The sequence below is a fragment of the Promicromonospora sp. NPDC060271 genome (genome assembly GCF_042726755.1).
Taxonomy (GTDB): Bacteria; Actinomycetota; Actinomycetes; order Actinomycetales; family Cellulomonadaceae; genus Promicromonospora.
Map to the genome: position 1 here is coordinate 15,845 of NZ_JBHXBG010000049.1, position 16,672 is coordinate 32,516.

Annotated in this window: 17 protein-coding genes; 2 read left to right on the top strand and 15 right to left on the bottom strand. The window is 73.0% G+C overall.

Annotated elements, in window-relative coordinates:
* Nucleotides 1-52: 52 nt before the first annotated feature.
* The 13 genes from ACFWE2_RS10090 to ACFWE2_RS10150 form a co-directional block, all read right to left on the bottom strand.
* Nucleotides 53-1,231, bottom strand: coding sequence for an alpha/beta hydrolase family protein (locus tag ACFWE2_RS10090; protein ID WP_377224084.1), 1,179 nt, complete (start codon nt 1,229-1,231; stop codon nt 53-55).
* 112 nt (nt 1,232-1,343) lie between these two features.
* Nucleotides 1,344-2,021: a pilus assembly protein TadG-related protein gene (locus ACFWE2_RS10095; protein WP_377224085.1), complete on the bottom strand. Its 678-nt coding sequence runs from the start codon at nt 2,019-2,021 to the stop codon at nt 1,344-1,346.
* A 2-nt stretch (nt 2,022-2,023) separates the two neighbouring features.
* Nucleotides 2,024-3,559 (bottom strand): OmpA family protein, encoded by a 1,536-nt coding sequence (locus ACFWE2_RS10100; protein WP_377224086.1) that lies wholly within the window; start codon nt 3,557-3,559, stop codon nt 2,024-2,026.
* A 25-nt stretch (nt 3,560-3,584) separates the two neighbouring features.
* Nucleotides 3,585-3,830: a hypothetical protein gene (locus ACFWE2_RS10105; RefSeq protein ID WP_377224087.1), complete on the bottom strand. Its 246-nt coding sequence runs from the start codon at nt 3,828-3,830 to the stop codon at nt 3,585-3,587.
* Between the two features lie 67 nt (nt 3,831-3,897).
* On the bottom strand, nt 3,898-4,581 hold the full coding sequence (locus ACFWE2_RS10110) for a response regulator transcription factor (RefSeq protein ID WP_377224088.1): 684 nt from the start codon (nt 4,579-4,581) through the stop codon (nt 3,898-3,900).
* On the bottom strand, nt 4,581-5,771 hold the full coding sequence (locus tag ACFWE2_RS10115; RefSeq protein WP_377224089.1) for a sensor histidine kinase: 1,191 nt from the start codon (nt 5,769-5,771) through the stop codon (nt 4,581-4,583). The genes ACFWE2_RS10110 and ACFWE2_RS10115 overlap by 1 nt, the downstream gene beginning before the upstream one ends.
* Before the next feature lie 4 nt (nt 5,772-5,775).
* Nucleotides 5,776-6,657, bottom strand: a complete 882-nt coding sequence (locus ACFWE2_RS10120; RefSeq protein ID WP_377224090.1) for a type II secretion system F family protein — start codon at nt 6,655-6,657, stop codon at nt 5,776-5,778.
* A 1-nt stretch (nt 6,658) separates the two neighbouring features.
* Nucleotides 6,659-7,582 carry a type II secretion system F family protein gene (locus ACFWE2_RS10125; protein ID WP_377224091.1) on the bottom strand — a complete coding sequence of 308 codons (924 nt, stop codon included), beginning with the start codon at nt 7,580-7,582 and terminating at the stop codon, nt 6,659-6,661.
* Nucleotides 7,579-8,907 (bottom strand): CpaF family protein, encoded by a 1,329-nt coding sequence (locus ACFWE2_RS10130; protein ID WP_377224092.1) that lies wholly within the window; start codon nt 8,905-8,907, stop codon nt 7,579-7,581. The genes ACFWE2_RS10125 and ACFWE2_RS10130 overlap by 4 nt, the downstream gene beginning before the upstream one ends.
* 1 nt (nt 8,908) lies before the next feature.
* Complete coding sequence (locus tag ACFWE2_RS10135) at nt 8,909-9,313, bottom strand: TadE/TadG family type IV pilus assembly protein (RefSeq protein WP_377224093.1); 405 nt, start codon at nt 9,311-9,313, stop codon at nt 8,909-8,911.
* Nucleotides 9,313-10,965: a hypothetical protein gene (locus ACFWE2_RS10140; RefSeq protein WP_377224094.1), complete on the bottom strand. Its 1,653-nt coding sequence runs from the start codon at nt 10,963-10,965 to the stop codon at nt 9,313-9,315. The genes ACFWE2_RS10135 and ACFWE2_RS10140 overlap by 1 nt, the downstream gene beginning before the upstream one ends.
* A 2-nt stretch (nt 10,966-10,967) precedes the next feature.
* Complete coding sequence (gene cpaB / locus ACFWE2_RS10145) at nt 10,968-11,675, bottom strand: Flp pilus assembly protein CpaB (protein ID WP_377224095.1); 708 nt, start codon at nt 11,673-11,675, stop codon at nt 10,968-10,970.
* Nucleotides 11,672-12,499, bottom strand: coding sequence for a hypothetical protein (locus ACFWE2_RS10150; RefSeq protein WP_377224096.1), 828 nt, complete (start codon nt 12,497-12,499; stop codon nt 11,672-11,674). Before ACFWE2_RS10150 ends, cpaB begins: the two co-directional genes overlap by 4 nt.
* Before the next feature lie 114 nt (nt 12,500-12,613).
* Between ACFWE2_RS10150 and ACFWE2_RS10155 the strand changes: the two genes are divergently transcribed.
* Nucleotides 12,614-13,051, top strand: a complete 438-nt coding sequence (locus ACFWE2_RS10155) for a DUF192 domain-containing protein (protein WP_377224097.1) — start codon at nt 12,614-12,616, stop codon at nt 13,049-13,051.
* On the opposite strand, the gene ACFWE2_RS10160 is transcribed toward ACFWE2_RS10155, so the two are convergent.
* Nucleotides 13,038-15,509, bottom strand: a complete 2,472-nt coding sequence (locus ACFWE2_RS10160) for a hypothetical protein (RefSeq protein WP_377224098.1) — start codon at nt 15,507-15,509, stop codon at nt 13,038-13,040. The genes ACFWE2_RS10155 and ACFWE2_RS10160 overlap by 14 nt on opposite strands.
* 166 nt (nt 15,510-15,675) lie before the next feature.
* The gene (locus ACFWE2_RS10165; RefSeq protein ID WP_377224099.1) at nt 15,676-16,137 is read right to left on the bottom strand and encodes a MerR family transcriptional regulator; all 462 of its coding nucleotides are present in this window, start codon (nt 16,135-16,137) and stop codon (nt 15,676-15,678) included.
* A 215-nt stretch (nt 16,138-16,352) separates the two neighbouring features.
* On the opposite strand from ACFWE2_RS10165, the gene ACFWE2_RS10170 reads away from it, so the two are divergent.
* Nucleotides 16,353-16,672, top strand: a 320-nt coding sequence (locus ACFWE2_RS10170) for a hypothetical protein (protein ID WP_377224100.1), incomplete at its 3' end; no start/stop codon positions are given.

Below are 16,672 nucleotides of genomic sequence, written 5' to 3' on the forward strand. Positions count from 1 at the left end.
TGTCCCCGCGGGCTACCGGACCACGATCGCGCCGCCGGCTCGAGGCCGGCAGTTACTGCCCGTCGCGGAACTCCACCTCCGGGTACTCGGCCACCGGGCCGTCCAGCAGCGGTGCGGCCCGGCCGCGCAGATGGCGGTCCAGGAACGCACCCACGTAGGCGTTGGTGATCTCGACGCCGCGGGCACCACCGACGAACCCGCCCGGACGCGGTATGCCGAGCTGGTCGAGGAACATGAGCTGGTCGGCGAACGACACGTGGCTGGCCGTCGGGATCTGCAGCCACAGGCCCGTCGCGCCCAGGCGAGCCCGGTTGTCCGGCCAGTCCGTCCCGTCGCTGGCGCCCGGCTCGTGCGAGGCGCTGCCCAGCATGAGGAACGGCCGGCCCATCCCCGTCTCGGGGAAGTCCACCTGAAAGGTGCCGTCCATGTTGACCCCGGCGTCCACGCGCGGGTCGTCGACGATCGCCGCCGCGGCGGACGCGCCACCCAGCGAGTGGCCGACGACGGCGATGTGCCGCGCGTCGACGGCCGGCCCGTGCCGCCAGAGCCGGCCGTGCGTCAGCTCGTCCAGGACGAAGTCGATGTCGAGGGCGCGGCCGCGCGTGACCCACGCGCCGACCTCCGCGCTGTTCTCCCGCTCGCAGAGCAGGCAGGGGGCGACCCTGCCGTCCGGGAACTCGATGGCACGGGCCTCGTACGTGTGGTCGACGCCGGCCACGACGTACCCCCGGGACGCGAGGTCCTCGGCGAGCGAGGTCAGCGACTCCCGGCTGAGGCCCGCGCCTGGCGACAGCACGACGAGCGGCCGCCGGCCCGGCAGCGCCGGGGCCCGGTCGTAGGAGTGGGTCTCGACGGTCGTCAGGATGTCCGACGGCACGGGCAGGTTCGCGCTCGCGACGATCGCCGCCGAGACCGCCTCGGTCGTGTACGGCGTGGGCTCGCCGTACGGCAGCGCCGGGTACCAGACGGACACCATGAGCTCTCGGCGCCGCTCGGGCCGCCACGGGTCGGCACGGTCCTCGTCGACGAGGTGGACCGGCGTCAGGCCGACGGGGTACTGCCCGGTCGGTTCGGGCAGGGAGAGGGCAGGGGCCTCGGCGGCCGACGACGCGGTGGCCGACGTCGGGCCGACCACCGCCGGACCGGCCGCCGCGCTGGGTGCGGCGACCACCGTGCAGGCCACGAGAGCCGTCGCGACAAGTGCTGACGGGATGAGTCGGGGTGTCTTCATGTGGTGGTTATTTCACGCCTCTGACCTGCGAACCAAGGGTTCCCGGGCGGTTCAGGGGACAAGCCGGGGACAAGCCAGGGAAGCCCCTGAGTACTCAGCGTGCCGATGCGGTTCAGCCCACGAGCACGACGGCGCTGGAGTAACCCTCCACCTCCGGCGGGGTCCAGTCCTCCTCGTCGTCACCCTCGTCCGGATCTTCCTCGTCGCCCTCATCCGGCTCTTCCTCCACGTCGTCCTCCGGCTCCGTCAGGCACAGCCCGTCGATCAGCCAGCCCAGGCCGTCGCCGTCCACGCACAGACCGCCGCTCAGCGTGATGCCGGCGGTCGCGGACGCCTCGGGGCGGATCGCGGTGCCGGGCACCGCCTCGTCGTGCTGCACCCGGGCGGTCACCAGGAGCCGCTCCGGGTCGACCTGGAACCCGACCAGCTCGGCACCGTTGCTCTCCGCGTACGCCTCGGCCGCCTCGTACATCTCCTGCTGGAGGCCCTGGCCGAGCAGCGCCTCCTCGGCCAGCCCCCAGAACTCCTCGGGCTCGGAGACCCCGAGGTGCAGGCCGTGCAGCAGCCCCAGGTGCTCGTCCCACTCCTGGGTCGCGGCGAGCGCCGCGGCGTCGGCGGCCGTGCCGGCCTCCCGGCGGTCGTCGGTCGCCGAGCCCAGCATGGTCACGACCAGCACCGCAACGGTCACCATGCCGACGGCGACGGGGATCGTCATCACGTGCATGGACCCGCGCTCGCGGTCGTCCGGTGTCGTCCGGCGCTCGCCGTCATCAGGCGTCGTCCGCGCCACGGTCACTCCTTCGTCGAATCGGTCACGGGCACGTCGGTGATCCGGAACCGGTCCGGGGCGTCGACCGTCACGGTCTCCTGGCCGGTGTCCGGCCAGACGACCGTGACCGACGTCCGCTCGCCCGGGCCCAGCGGCTTGATCTCCTCGTCGCCCAGCAGGCGGCGCAGGACGAACCCGCCGGACTTCTTCTGCTCGACGTAGTCGAACGGCAGCACGCGCTCCTGGGCGCCGAGCAACGACAGGTTGTGCGGGCCCGCCAGGTCGCCCAGGACACCGAACCGTCGGTCGCCGATCTGCTCCAGGTAGGACGGGAGGAACCAGGCGACGTCGATGGACGCGCCCGCGGTGCGCTCGGCGGTGAGCGTGCCGACGATCGCCCCGGGCCGCCGCACCATCGACTCGGCCTCCACGGTGTACTCACCACCGCTCGTGGCGATGGTGACCGGGCCGTTCCGCGCCGTCGGGACGTCGGCCTCGGGAACGTCGCCCTCCTCGGACGCCTCCACGACGAGGTGGCCCCGGAACTCGATCTCGACGCGGCGGTTCGCGGCTCGGGCCTGCGGGCTGGTCCCCTCGGCGACCGGCTCGTCCTCGCCCCGGCCCTCCTCGCGCACCGTGAAGCCGTCGCCGAGCCGTGCGCGCAGCCGAGCCGCGACGGACGCGGCGCGGCGTTCGGAGAGCGCCTGGTTGTAGGCGTCGGTGTCCACGTCGTCGGTGTGTCCCTCCACGCGCACCTCGCCGTCGTCCGCCTGCTCCCGGATCGACGCCGCGGCGCGGTCCACGACGCCACGGGCCTTTTCCGACAGGGTGTGCTGGTCCGAGGCGAAGAGGACGTCCGACGCCAGCGTGACGGTGATGTCGTCGTCCTCGGCGGCCGTCGCCGACCCGTCGTCGTAGGCGCGGGTGAAGGCGCGCAGCGGCCTGGTCTCGGCGTCGCCCACGCCGCCCACCTGGTCGACGGCGTCCTCGAAACCCTCGCCCGCGGGGACGACGGGTACGGTCACGGCGCCGAAGCCGGGCAGCAGCACGTCCACCGAACCGTTCACGGGTGCGGCGAAGACGGCGACGGCCGAGCCGCGCAGGGCGCCGTCCTCGGTCCACTCGATCGCCGCGGCGGGGTTCCCGCCGGGCGCCTGCGCCACCGGGTGGACGAGGCCCTCGCCCGTGTCGAAGAGGCGCACACCCCGGCCGTCGGTGACCGGGCTGCCGAGCCCGCCGAGGTTCAGCACGACGGTCGAGAACGACGGCGGCTTCGACGGGTCGGCCGCCGTCGCGCCGAACTCGTACCGCAGGACCGCCAGGTCGCCGTCGGCCTCGACGGGACGCACGTCGAAGTGCACGCGCGCGCCGTGCCACTCCCGGTCGACGGACACGACCTCGCCCGGGGCCGGGGGGCCGCCGGGCGAGGGCGAGATGGTGGATGCCGATGCACCGGCCGAAGGCTCGGCCGGGCCAGGATCGTCGGTCCCGACGAACCCGCAGCCGGCCGACAGGCTCGCGAGACCGAGCGCGAGCACGGCGAGCGTGGCTCGGCGCATCAACACCTCCGTTGTCCAGGCTGGGTCAGGGGGCGGGGGCGCCGCCACCGATGTTGTTCACGGCGGTCGTGAGCTGGGTCAGGATCGCGGTGCCGACGGGCGTCGCACCGGCGACGACGGCGCCGACGATCGCCACGACGACCAGGATGATGCCGACGTACTCGACCGAGCCCTGTCCGCGCTCGTCGTCACGGGCGACCCGCGCCGCGCACTCGGCGAAGGCCCGCACGCCCACCTGCGTGGCGACTACCTTCTCCATCAACTTGTTCATGCTGTCCTCCACGTGTGGTGTCCGGTTGCCGGCCGCGGGTCCGGAGGACGCGGCCACACCAGCAAACCTATGGATGGCCGCGCCCGGCGCCCAGGGTGCGCGGCCCCAGCCGGGGGCCCGTTCTCGCTGGGCCCACGGCACTACCCGGCTCGGCGTCGCGCTGGAGCCACCGCACGATCGCCTGGCTCCGCGTGGTCACGCCGAGCTTGGCGAACAGGCTGTTCACGTGGTTCTTCACCGTCTTCTCGGAGATGAACAGGCGGGCCGCGACCTCACCGTTCGAGAGTCCGTCGGCGACGAGGTCCATCACCTCGGCCTCCCGCCGGGACAGCAGGTCCCGCACGCTCGGGCCTCGGCCGGGTACGGCCGGGACGGTGGCGACCCCGGAGACGACCTGGCTGCCGTTCCGGCAGAGCCGGATCGCGTCGACCAGGGCGTCCGGCTCCAGTGCACCGTGCACGAGGTACCCGGCAGCCCCGGCGGCGAGCGCCTCGGACACCGTCGCCGGATCGTCGGTGTGCGTCAGCATCACGACGGTCGCGCCGGCGAGCCGGGGCAGCAGCTCCAGCCCGCTCGTCCGCGGCATCCGGACGTCCAGGAGCACGACGTCGACCAAGCCGGCGCGCACGTGCGCCGCGGCCTCCTCGGGATCACCCGTGTCGAGCACCGACGTCACGCCCTGCGCGCCGTCCAGGAGCGTCCGCAGGCCCATCCGGATGATGGGGTTGTCGTCCACGGCGAGGATGCGCATCAGGCCACCTCTGCCACGGGCCGCTGACCGACGCCGGCGGGTTCCCTGGGCAGCACCACGCGGACGACGGTCCCGCCGTCCGGCCCTGGCGCCCAGGTGGCATAGCCACCGCACAGCTCCGCCCGTTCGCGGACACCGCGCATCCCGTACCGGCCGCCGCCGGACGCCCTCGGGCCGAGCCCCACGCCGTCGTCGGCGACCACGAGCTCCACCACGCCGTCCTCCGCGGTCACGGCGATCTCGACGCGCGAGGCGTCCGCGTGCTTGCGCACGTTCTCCAGCAGCTCGGTCATCAGCGCGCGGACGTGGCTCATGCGGCGCTCGGCCGCCGCGCCGTCCACCCCGGGACCGAGGTCGACCGCCGCCGGGATCCCGGTCCGTCCCGTCCAGCGGCGGGCGATCTCGGTCACGAGCCCGGCCACGCCGTCGTGGTCGTCGCGCAGCTCGCCGAGCGCCCGCCGGGTGTGCTCGTGCACGGTCCGGACGGCGCCGCTGAGCCCGCGCGCCACCTCGACGGTGCCCCGCGCCGCGCCCTCCCGGTCCAGCCGGTCGGCCAGCCCGTGGGCGGTCAGGGCGAGCCCGGCGAGGTCGCCCGCGACCGTGTCGTGCAGGTCCCGGGCCAGGCGCAGCCGTTCGGCCAGGGCCGCCTGGTCCGCGCGTGCCACCGCCAGCTCCGCGGACAGGATCGCCTGACGCCGCATCCGCCGTCCGAGCTGGGTCCCGGTCCAGGCCATGATGATGGTGAGGCTCGCCCCCGCGACGCCGGTGAGCAGACCGCGCCAGCCGTCGTCGTACGCGGTGAGCTGGTAGAGGCACAGGGGCGCGGCCATCACCAGCGCGAGCCACAGGCCGGCGAAGAGACCCCAGAGCGCAGCGGTCGCCGCGGCGTAGACCGCCATCAGCGGCGAACCGGCGAGCGGCAGCAGGGCCACGACGGCGACGGCGGTGTCCGCCGCCAGCAGGATCCCGTTGCGGGCGTAGACGCGGCCCCGGCTCTCCCAGTTCAGCGCGGGTACGAACGAGAAGGGGGCGGCGAGCAGCACGAGGAACACGCCGAACCAGCCCGCGCCGTCGAGCAGGGCAAGCACCAGGGCGAACGCCAGGATCACGAGCCGGATCTGGCACAGCAGCCGCACCGCGGGGCCGATGGCGCGCTGGGTCAGCGCGTCCATCGCGTGCGGGGGGCTCAACCGCTCAGAAAAGGTCACCGAGGACCCCCGCGTTCGCGATGAGCACCGCCGACACCATCAGGATCAACGCGCCCGGCAGGATGGTCATGGTCACGGCCAGCGAGACCATCGGCGCGGCCCGGGCCGCGCGCTGACGCACGGTCTCCGCGTGCTCGCGGCGCACGTCCGAGGCGATGTCCGTGAGCGCGTCCGCCAGCGGCACCCCGAGCTCCTCGGCCTGCAGCAGCGCCGTCACGAACGTGCCGACGGTGGCGGACCGGTTGCGCTCGCGCAGTGCCACGAAGGTCTGCCGCCGGGACGCGCCCACGTTCATCTCCTGCAGCGCGGTGCGCATCTCGGCGGCCAGCGCGCCGCCGTGCAGGTCGCACACCCGCTCCAGGGCCTGCCGGAAGCCCAGGCCGGCGGTCACCGTCACGCTCAGCACGTCGAGGAAGTCGGGCAGCTCGGCGTCGATCTGCCGCCGCCGCCGGTTCGCCTCCGTGACCAGCCACAGCCTCATCCAGCCGCCAAGCACCACCGCCAGCGGCACACCGACCAGCCACAGCCCCTGGAGCGTGAAGAACAGCCCGAACAGCAGGCCGAACAGGACCAGCGCCGCCTCGCGACGCACGAACATCGTCAGCGTCACGCCCTCCGGCCGGCCCGCCCGGCGGATCGCGGTGTCGAGCCGCTGCAGGCGCTGCCGCCCGTGCAGCCGCACGGCCGGCGCGAGCAGGGGCGCCCCGACCCGGTCCAGCACGGCGACGAAACCGCGCTGCCTCGGCTCCGCGTCCGGCGCGTACTCGGCCTCGACGTCCTCCAGCCCGGTGCTCGTCAGCAGCCGGCCCGAGACCATCCCGAGCACCGCCAGCAGGGCGGCGGCCGCCGCGATCAGGAGCTCCGGCACGTCACACCTCCACCTTCGCCAGACGACGGACGAGCAGGTACCCGACGACGAAGAGCCCGGTCGCCACGAGCAGCACCACCTGGCCGGCCAGGTTGGTGATCATCACGTCCACGACGCCGGGGCTGAACGCGTTCATCAGCGCCACCGCCCCGAACGCCAGGAAGATCACCGTGTACCCGGAGAACTGCGCGCCCATCGTGGCGGTCACCACCTCGCGCCGCAGCCGCCGCCGCTCCTCCAGCGTCTGCCCGATCCCCGCCAGGGCGGTCACCAGCTCGCCGCCCGAGCGGCCCTGGATCGTGAGCGTCTGCACGAGCACCGACAGCTCCCGGGACGGCAGCCGCTCGCTCAGGCTCGCGAGGGCGTCCCCCATGGACCGGCCGACCGCCATCTCGGCGCCGACCTGCGCCACCTCGGACGCCGCGGGCTCGGTCATCTCCTGCGCCGCCATCTCGAGCGACCGGCGTACGGCCAGCCCGGCCGACGCGCCGTTCGCCAGCAGCCGGGCCAGCTCAGGGAGCTGCGCCACGAACCGGTCCACCCGCTGGTCGCGCCGCCGGTCCAGCCAGCGCCGCGCGCCGACGGCGACGAGCAGCACCGCGAGCGCCGCCGTCGCCCAGCCGAAGAGCGGGAGGACCACCAGTCCCACCACGACCGCGCCGGCGCACGCCGCCGTCAGGAACAGCGACGGCGACCACGTCGGCAGGCCCGCCCCGGCCAGCAGAGCCACCAGGCGCTGGCCCCACCGGGCCCGGGTCAGCCGCTCGTCGAGGCGGGCGAACACGGAGACGCCGGCGAGCCGGTCCAGGTCGGCGGTCTCGACCATGCGCCGCTCGGTCTCGGCGTTGCTGACGAGCGTGGCCACCGTAGCGGCCGCCATCACGAGCGTGACCAGCAGGCCCACGGCGATGAGCAGGACGGTCATCGGGCACCGCCCAGGGCCTCGACAGGCCCGACCACCGAGGGCCCGACCACCTGGGGCAGCGTCTCGCCGGCGCGCTGCAGCCGCTCCACCAGCTCCCGCGGAGCCGCGGAGCGGACGAACTCGCCGCTCACCGTACGGTCGGGACCGATCGGGTCCGCGACGAACCGCATCAGCGGCGTCAGGGCGTACTCCTCGCGCCGCTGCGAGGTGACCGCCTGTACCTCGATCACGCGGCGGGAGCCGTCCTGCGCCCGCTCCAGGTGCACCACCAGGTCGATCGCCGAGTTGATCTGGTCGCGCAGCGTCGCGGCCGGCAGGTCGAGCTCGCTCATCGAGGCCAGCGTCTCCAGCCGGCCCAGCGCATCGCGTGCCGTGTTGGCGTGCACGGTGGCCACCGAGCCGTCGTGGCCCGTGTTCATCGCCTGCAGCATGTCCAGGGTCTCGCCGCCGCGGACCTCGCCCACGATGATCCGGTCGGGCCGCATGCGCAGCGCGTTGCGCACCAGGTCGCGGATGGCAACGGCGCCCCGCCCCTCAACGTTCGCCGGCCGCGACTCCAGCCGCACCACGTGCCCCTGCTGCAGGGACAGCTCCGCCGCGTCCTCGATGGTGACGATCCGCTCGTGGTCCGGGATCAGGCCGGACAGCGCGTTCAGGAACGTCGTCTTGCCCGAGCCCGTGCCACCCGAGACGACGATGTTCAGCCGCGCCCGCACGCACGCGCCCAGCAGGCTCGCCGTGCTCAGGTCCAGGGTGCCGCGGTCCACGAGCTCACCCATCCGGAACGGCGTCGGGAACCGGCGGATCGTCAGGGTGGGCCCGTCCAGCGCGAGCGGCGGGATGATCACGTTCACCCGCTCGCCGCTGGGCAGGCGCGCGTCCACCATCGGCGATGACTCGTCCACGCGGCGGTTGACCTGCGACACGATCCGGTCGATGGTCTGGTAGAGCTGCTCCACCGACGCGAACCGCGCGGGCACCCGCTCCACCCTGCCGTACCGCTCGATGAACACGTCGTGCGGGCCGTTCACCATGATCTCGGTGACGGACTCGTCCGCCAGCAGCGGCTCCAGCACGCCGAGCCCGAGCGCGTCGTCGGTGATCCGCTGCACCAGCGCGCTGCGCTCGCGGGCCGAGAGCACCGGCCCGTCCACGGACAGGATGCGGGACAGGACCCGCTCGAGCCGCACCCGCCGCTGAGACGGCGAGAGCCGGGCGAGCTCGTCGACGTCGATCTCCTCGAGCAGCCGCTCGCGGTACAGCTTCGCGAGGTCGTGTTCCTCGCCGTGCCGTTCGTCGGCGGCGAGCCGGTCACGTAGCGCCATGTCAGTCCTCCACCGGAAACACAGCAGTTCTGGTCAGCGAGACGTCGACGAGCTCCATCCCGGCGAGCCCCAGCGGGGCTGCGACGGTCACGCGTACGCGCGCGGCGCCGTCGGCGACGGCGGGGTCCGCCTCCCGCAGGTCGAGCCCCTCGGGGACGGTGCGCTCCACCACCGCCTGCCAGTCCTGGCCCAGGCTCAGGGCACGGGCGCCGTTGCGGGCCGCCTCCTGCGCGATCGACGCCGTCTGCGCCACGGTGATGCCCTGGATCGACAGGAGCGCAACGAGCACGATCGTGAACACGATGCCGACGAGCTCGACGCTCGCCTGTCCACGTTCGCGTCCCGGCCCGGGCTCGCGGCGCCGTCCGTGCTCGCGGCGCGTTCCGTGCTCGCGGCGGGGCCCCATCAGCCCTCCCGGTAGACGGCGGCCGACGACGACGCGGACAGGTCAACGCCCGGGAGGAGCGTCGAGACGGTCACCCGCACGCTCACCGTGTCGGCCAGGACCTCGATGTCCGAGTCGCCGACCGTCGCCCGCAGCGCGTCCGGCAGCCGCTCCCGCACGTCGTCGCGGGCCTGCTCGACGACGTCGTCCCGGCGCCTGCCCTCCGCGTCGTAGTACCCGAGGACGCCGACCGTGCGCGCCCCCTCCTGCGCGGCGGCGCGTGCCGCCAGCAGGCCCGAGGCCCACCCGATGCCCTGGACGCACAGCACCAGCACCATGAGCACCATGAGGATGACCACGGGCAGCTCGACCGTGGACTGGCCCGCCTCGGGGTCCGAGCGGCGCGGCCGCCGGCGGCTCGTGCGCCTCCGTCCGGCGCCTTCTCCCCCGCCCGCCCTCCGCACCGACCCGGCGACCAGCGACTCGACCTCCGTCGGCCCGTCCGGTGTGCTCTCGTGCGCGGCCTCGGCGGCCCGCCGGAGCGCGACGACGCCGGCCTTGGCGACTGCGGCGTGCACGGCGGTGGGCGACTCCAGCAGCGTGGCGGTGTTGACGGCCCCGGAGAACGCTGCCCCGCCGTCCGGCACCGTGAACGCGACCGGGCGCTCCACTATCCGTTCCACCAGCGCCGGCGTCACCTCGTCGCGCGACGTGCGCCGGTTGAGGACCAGCTCGACCGTCGCGGGCCGCCGGACCGCCAGCCGGTCCCACTGCGCCAGGGTGCGCCGGGCGGCGCGCAGGGCCGGGAGGTCCGGGGTGGTGACCAGGAGCACGCGGTCCGCGAACTCCAGCGCCGTGGCGCGCGGCTCGTCGAGGTGCGCGCCCACGTCGATCACGGCCAGGCCGGACTCGAACCGAAGGGCGTTCACCACCGACCGGACCGCGGCCGGCGTCATCTCCTCGCCGCGCTCCCCCTCGCTCGGGGCCGGGAGGAGGCGGACGCCGCCCGGCACCTCGTACGTGGTCTCGCGGAGCATGCGCCCGGTGACCTCGCCCTCGACGGCGGCGAGGTCGACCACCGAGCGGCGGGTGCGCACTCCCGTGTACGCGGTCAGGTCGCCCGCCCCGAGGTCCAGGTCGACGAGGATCGTGTCCCTGGCCCGCCCCGTCCGGGCGAGCAGCAGCGCCAGCACGGACGTCCCGACGCCGCCCTTCGCCCCGGCCACGGCCACCACCTGGCCGCTGCGGCCGCCGTTGCGCTCCGCTGCGATCGAGGCGCGGGCCGTCGCCGACCACGACGCCACCGCCTCCAGCCGGGTCAGCACCTCCTCGAGGCCCGCGTTCCGCGCGATCACGGACCGTGCCCCGACCTCCATCGCGGAGGCCATGGCCTGGCTCATCTCGGCCGGGCTGTGGGCGTCGACGACCATCACGATGCCGGTGAGCGGAGTGGTCAGGCCGACGGTCCGGGCCACCGCGTGCCCGTGCCCGTCGTCTGCCGCCTCGTCGACGACGACGATCCCGATGTCCGGCTGCCGGTCGAGCGCCGTCAGCACCCCGGCTCCGTCGGACACCGCGGCAGCGAGCTCGAAGCCGTCGGACTCGGCGAACACGTGGCCCAGGTGGTCCCGGACCTCGTGCGACGGCGTCGCCAGCAGCACCTTGGTCACCATGGTCAGTCCCGCCCCTCGGGGATCGTGCCGTCGTAGACCCGCTGCTCGGCCGGGAGCAGGTCCTCGTCACCCGCACCACGCAGGGCGAGGCGCAGCTTGACGGAGAACGACTCGACGTAGGCGAGGGTCAGCGCGTCCTGGGTGCTCAGCGCGAACGTCACCGGCAGGCCGCTGGTCGTGGTGGACAGGTCGTCGGGGTCCTCGACGGTCCGCGGGAGGCCGACCTCGAGGACCAGCACGTTCGAGACCCACACCCGGGAGACCGGCCGTACGTCCCCGCTGCCGCCCATGGTGGCGATGATGTCGACGTGGTCACCGGGCTCGACCTTGCCCGCGACACCCGTCTCGGCGTCCACCAGGATCGCGACCTCGCGGAATCCCGGCTGCACGCCCGGCCGCTCGACCAGCATCCCGGTCTGCAGCATCGAGCCCTCCTCGTAGGCGGTGGCCGCGACCAGGTCGGCGGTGTCCGCCACGTCCCGCACCGCCGTGTCGGGTGCCCAGCGCTCGGGGACGCTGACCAGGTCCAGCATCGACGCGTCGACGGGCTCAAGGGCATCCACCGACCGGTTGAGCTCGAGCACGGTCACCATGGGTCCCACCTGCGTGCTCACGGTGCGCACGTAGTAGAGGACGCCGACGAACACGGCGACGGCGAGCATCGAGGTGACGACGAGGAAGAACACTCCACGGCGCTGGCGCGGGTTCAACTGATCACTCCCAGGTTGTCGGGTTGGCTGTCGAGCAGGGCCGGACCGGGCTGGCCGGGACGGAGAGGATCCGCGCGCGGGAGCCGGGCACGCCGGTCCGTGACGCCGCAGAAGATGCAGGCCCCTGCGACGGCCCGCCCGCAGACGTCGCAGGCGCCCCAGCGGTACGAGGCGGACACGGCCGCGGCGACCGCCGAGCTCAGGGCTCCGACGACGGTCGAGGCCTCGAACCAGCGCGCCGCGGGCCAGCCCGGCAGGGCGCCGTTCAACGTTGTGTCAGGGCCTCGGGAGAGCAGGTCGCCACCGTCGGCGGGCACCACGGGCCGGGCGGAGCGCGCCACGACGAGCAGGTCGCCGCCGTCCGGGAGCCCGAGGCGTCCGCCGAACCGGCCGACGGTGCCCCGGACGGGGTCGACCACGAACGCCGTCCGCGGCAGGTAGCTGCCCGCGTGCTGGCGGAACGTGGGTGCGGGCCGGTCCAGGCCGGCGACGCTGGAGAGGAGCACCCGGGTGGCCGTCCGGGCGAGCACCTCGGTGGCCACCGCCTGCGCGGCCGACGCCGTGAGCCCCTCGGTCGAGATGCCGGCCAGCGCCACCGCCCACGCGGTGACCGGGGCGTCCACGTGCAGCAGGCCGACCCGCTCGGGTCCCAGGACCAGCCGGGCGGACCGGGCGACGTCGCGGGCTTCGTCGTCGCGGGTGGCGACCACCACGTCGTCGGCGAGCAGGCCGGCGACCGCGGTGAGCACCTCGTCCAGCGTGCGTCCGACCCGGTGGACCGCCGGGTGCACGCCGTCGGGCGCGCCGATCGCGATCACCTGCACGGCTTTCCCCTCGTCGAGTACACCACCAACGCCGCCCCCGCAGACGTTCGTATCCTCCCATTCAATGTGGACATATCCCCCGTTCCGGTCGTCATTTCGACAAGAGTTCGTGGGGTGTTCACTCCGCTGTGCGAACCTCTCCCGGGCGCCGCGCACGTCGTGCGGTCCGCGGTCCGGCGCACGCCCCTCGGCGACAGGAGCGCACTGGTGAAGCAGGTCCGGCTCGTGGTGGACGGCGGCGCCGTCGTCGACGTCGAGGTCGCCGACACGGTGCTGACCAGGGCGCGCGGGCTGCTGTTCCGCGGCGCGCTGCCCGACGCGCTGCTGCTGCGGCCGTGCACCTCGGTGCACGGCGCGTGGATGCGTGTGCCGCTCGACGTCGCACTGCTCTCCGCCGATCTGCGGGTGCTGCACACCCAGGTGCTGCGCCCGTGGGGCATGACCCGGCCGCGCCGCGGCGTCACCCAGGTGCTCGAGGCCCCCGCCGGGAGCTTCGTCCGCTGGGGGCTGCGGCCGGACAGCCGCCTGGCCCTCGACCTCACCGCTGCTTGAACTTCACGACCTTGGTCTCGGGGTCGTAGTCGTAGATGCCGGTGAAGCCCCAGTTGATCCAACCGCCGTCCCCCTTGTTCTTGACCGTGCCGGAGTTCAGGGCGATCACGTCCATGCCGTCGACGGTGGCCAGGTGCACGAACCCGAACAGGTTGCTGAAGGAGAAGTTCTCGAAGTCCTTGACGACCAGGATGTTCTTGTCGGGGAAGGCCTTGGAGTACTCGTCCACCAGGGAGCGCACCCGGTCGGCCCGGTCGCCGGGCACGTCGCCCCCGTAGTTCGTGCCGGGATAGGTGCCCTCGGTGTACATCGGCGACTTGTTGTCCACGTACTGCGCACCGAGGTCGTGCCGGGAGTCGACGCGGCTGGTCGGCGGGTCGGAGTAGTCGTTGCTGTAGTAGCCGTCGGGCATCTTGAAGTCCTTGGCCCGGCACTGCGGGGCGGGGGACGTGGTCTGCCGGTTGCCGTCCACGTCGGTCACCTCGAACGACGACTCCGACAGCGTCCGGGTGTCGTCGACCGTCGTGAACTCGACCTTGAACAGGTCCAGGCCCTCCCACTTGAGACCGAACCCGCCGCTCCCGGTGACGCGGTCCATGTCGTACTTCAGCTCGCGGACGTTGGCATAGTCCTGGGCGGCCTCGTACAGTTCGCCGCCCTCCCCGTCCTCACCGTTGATCTCGACGTCACCCTTGATGAGGTTGCCCTCACGGTCGCGCGGGAAGATCGAGTCGATCTTGGGGCCGAGCGTGTCGCGCAGCTCCGGGTACTGCTCGAAGTCGATGATCAGCTCGCGCTTGGAGAGCGTGCCCTCCTCCCCCTGCGAGCTGTATCCGCCGGTGACCTTGAAGCCGTACGGCAGCACGACGTCGACGTCGATGCCCCCCTTGTAGAGCGTCCGCATCACCTGGTCGTCCATGGCGATGATGAGGCGGGACAGCTTGCCGTCCTTGTTCCACACCACAGACGTGCTGGTGGTGCCCTTCCACTCGGCGCCGAGCTGCCCCTTGCCCTTGACCGCGCCGTTGCTGTTCTTGGTGAACGGCTGCTTGCCCGACAGCTCGGCACCGATCAGGAACCCGCCGATGTCCGACGACGTGTAGGTCGCCTGCCGGCTGCCGTCGGACCACCGGCGGTCCTCGACCTGGACCTCACCCTCGTAGCCGCCCTCGACCATGCCCTTCAGCGCGATGGAGCCGGTCTGCGGTCCCCACTTCAGGCCACCCTTGAGCTTGACCTTCTTGATGTCGCTGTCGGCCTCGGCCAGCTCGTGGTGCTCGGGCTCCTGACCCCGCAGCTCCTCGGCCTGCTCGACATAGGGGTTCCTGCCGCAGCCGCCTGCCCACTGCTGCATGGCTCCGGAGCAGCTCTCCTGCTTGCCGTTGACCGCGTCGTACTTCTTGTACCAGTCGATCCAGTCCTGCGCCTTGCGCATGTCGGTGAACTCGTAGGTCTTGTCCTTCGAGTAGCCCGTGATACCGGCGATGTCGAACGCCACGGGTGTGCCGCCCACGTCGCTCCCGCTGACTCCGGCCCCCATCTCGACGCCGGTCAGGATGTGGATGCGGATGCGGCCGTCGCCGAGCTTCTCGATCAGCGTGCCGTTGCTGTTGCCCCAGCGGAAGAACAGGAACTGGATGTTCTCGCTCTCGACATGGCCCGTGGCCTCGATCACGCACGGCGGCTCCATGCTCGTGTACCGCGTGGTGACGCAGTTGGCCAGCTCGCCAGCGCGGGCCGCGCGATCCTTGCCGGGAGCCGCGTCCTCGTAGGCCTTCCACTCCTTCTCGCAGCCCTTGGGCACCGGCAGCTCGCGGCAGCCCACCTGCACCCTGGGCGGCGCGTCCTCGTCGAACTCGCCGCTGCCCGGCATGGTGTTGACGCAGCTCGGGTCGTTCGGGTCGTCCTTCGGCGGGCCCCAGCCGTCGAGCACGCAGTCCGCGAAATCCTGGATCTCCTCCTCCAGGTAGACCCGGTCCGCGCGCGGCCGGTCCTGGTGCCCCGCGGGCTGGTGCTCCTCCATGCACTTCTTCGGGTTGGGGTACCAGACGCAGTTGATCTGCACGACCTCCGTGTCCTCCGCCGCGGCGGGGTTGTCCACGAGGTCGAAGGTGACGTCGTCCTGGCAGTCGCCCGACGGCGGGCCGTAGCCGTCCCCCGGCGACTCCTCGCCCCCGGGCTCACCGGCCGTGCCGGTGCAGGTGACGGTGCCCGGTTCCTTGCCCACCGAGTTCACGGCGCACACGAGCTGGTCACGGACGTCGGCCGCGACGGGCGCCACCGCGACGAACAGGAGCGCGACGAGCACGAGGAGGAACCCCACGACCGCGACGTACTCGGGCATGGCCTGCCCGGCCTCGCGGTCGGGGCGCGGCGGGCGGGAGCTGCCGGCCGGGCGCGGCCGGCCGGCACGCGGCGACGCCGTGCTACGGCGGCTCCGGGGCTCGGCACTGGTCACTCGCCCAACCTAGAGAGCGGACCCGCAGGTCACGACGGCCCGACGGCCCAACTGTGCGCCCAGAACGACTGGGTCCCCGGGCCCAGTCGCACCGCGTACCACGGACGGGAGGGAAGGCGGGATGCGCTCTCCGTGCGCTGGACCGGCAGGCCCTACCGGAGCCCGCTCAGCGGCCTCGCCGTAGGGGTTCGGCGAGGGACTTCCGGTGACCGGCCCGTCCGTCGACGATGTCCTGGACGTGCGCGCGGAAGTTCGGGCACGACGTGATGTCGTGCGCTCGGCACTCGAGGGCATGGCGGGTCATCTCGCGGGACCGCTCCATGTCAGCCATCCGCCGCCCGAGGTCGGCGATGTGTTCCTCGAGGATCACGTGGCGGTCGTAGGCGCCGCCGTCGAGCATCACGCGGATCTGTTCCAGGCTCATGCCGGCGGCCTTGCTGCGGATGATCGTCGCGACGCGGAAGGCGTCGTCGGAGCCGTAGCGGCGTCGGCCTGCGCCGTCGCGGGCCGGGCTGAGCAGGCCCATCGCCTCCCAGTGGCGCAGCACGTGTGTCTCGAGGCCGAACCGCACGGCCAGGTCGCCCACCGACCAGATGGACCGGTCTCCGGGAACAGGAAGTGACTTCATGGCGCCATGGATTCACAGGCGGAGCACCACCCGCAAGCCCTTGCGGGTGATACCACGGGTTGCCGCCGGCTTCCAATCTTCGAGATCACAAGCGTGAGACGGCGTTTCCGTATGCTTGAGCCGGCGGTGTTGGGCGGACGCCGCCGACCCGGCCCGTTCCGGACATTTCCGATCGGGCATTTCAATGACGAGCAGCTTTACGTGGGGAGCGTCGCGTGACCGCCACTGGTGACCTGCGGGTCGACTGGGTGGTGCACCGCCCCAACGTCGTACGCTCCGTCGCCGCACGCGTACCCGGCATCGACGCCGAGGAAGCCACCAGCCGCGCCCTGGAAAAAATGGTCCGCATCGTGTCCACCGGCGGCACCATCGACGACCCCGCACCCTACTGGCGACGCGCCGCCGTCAACGAAGCCATCTCGATGACCCGGGAGGCCGGTCGCGCCCATCCGGTCGAGGACGACACCCTCGACGGCCTGACGCCCCCCGTCGCCGGAGCAGAGCTCGACGCCGAACGCCACGCCGACGTCACCAT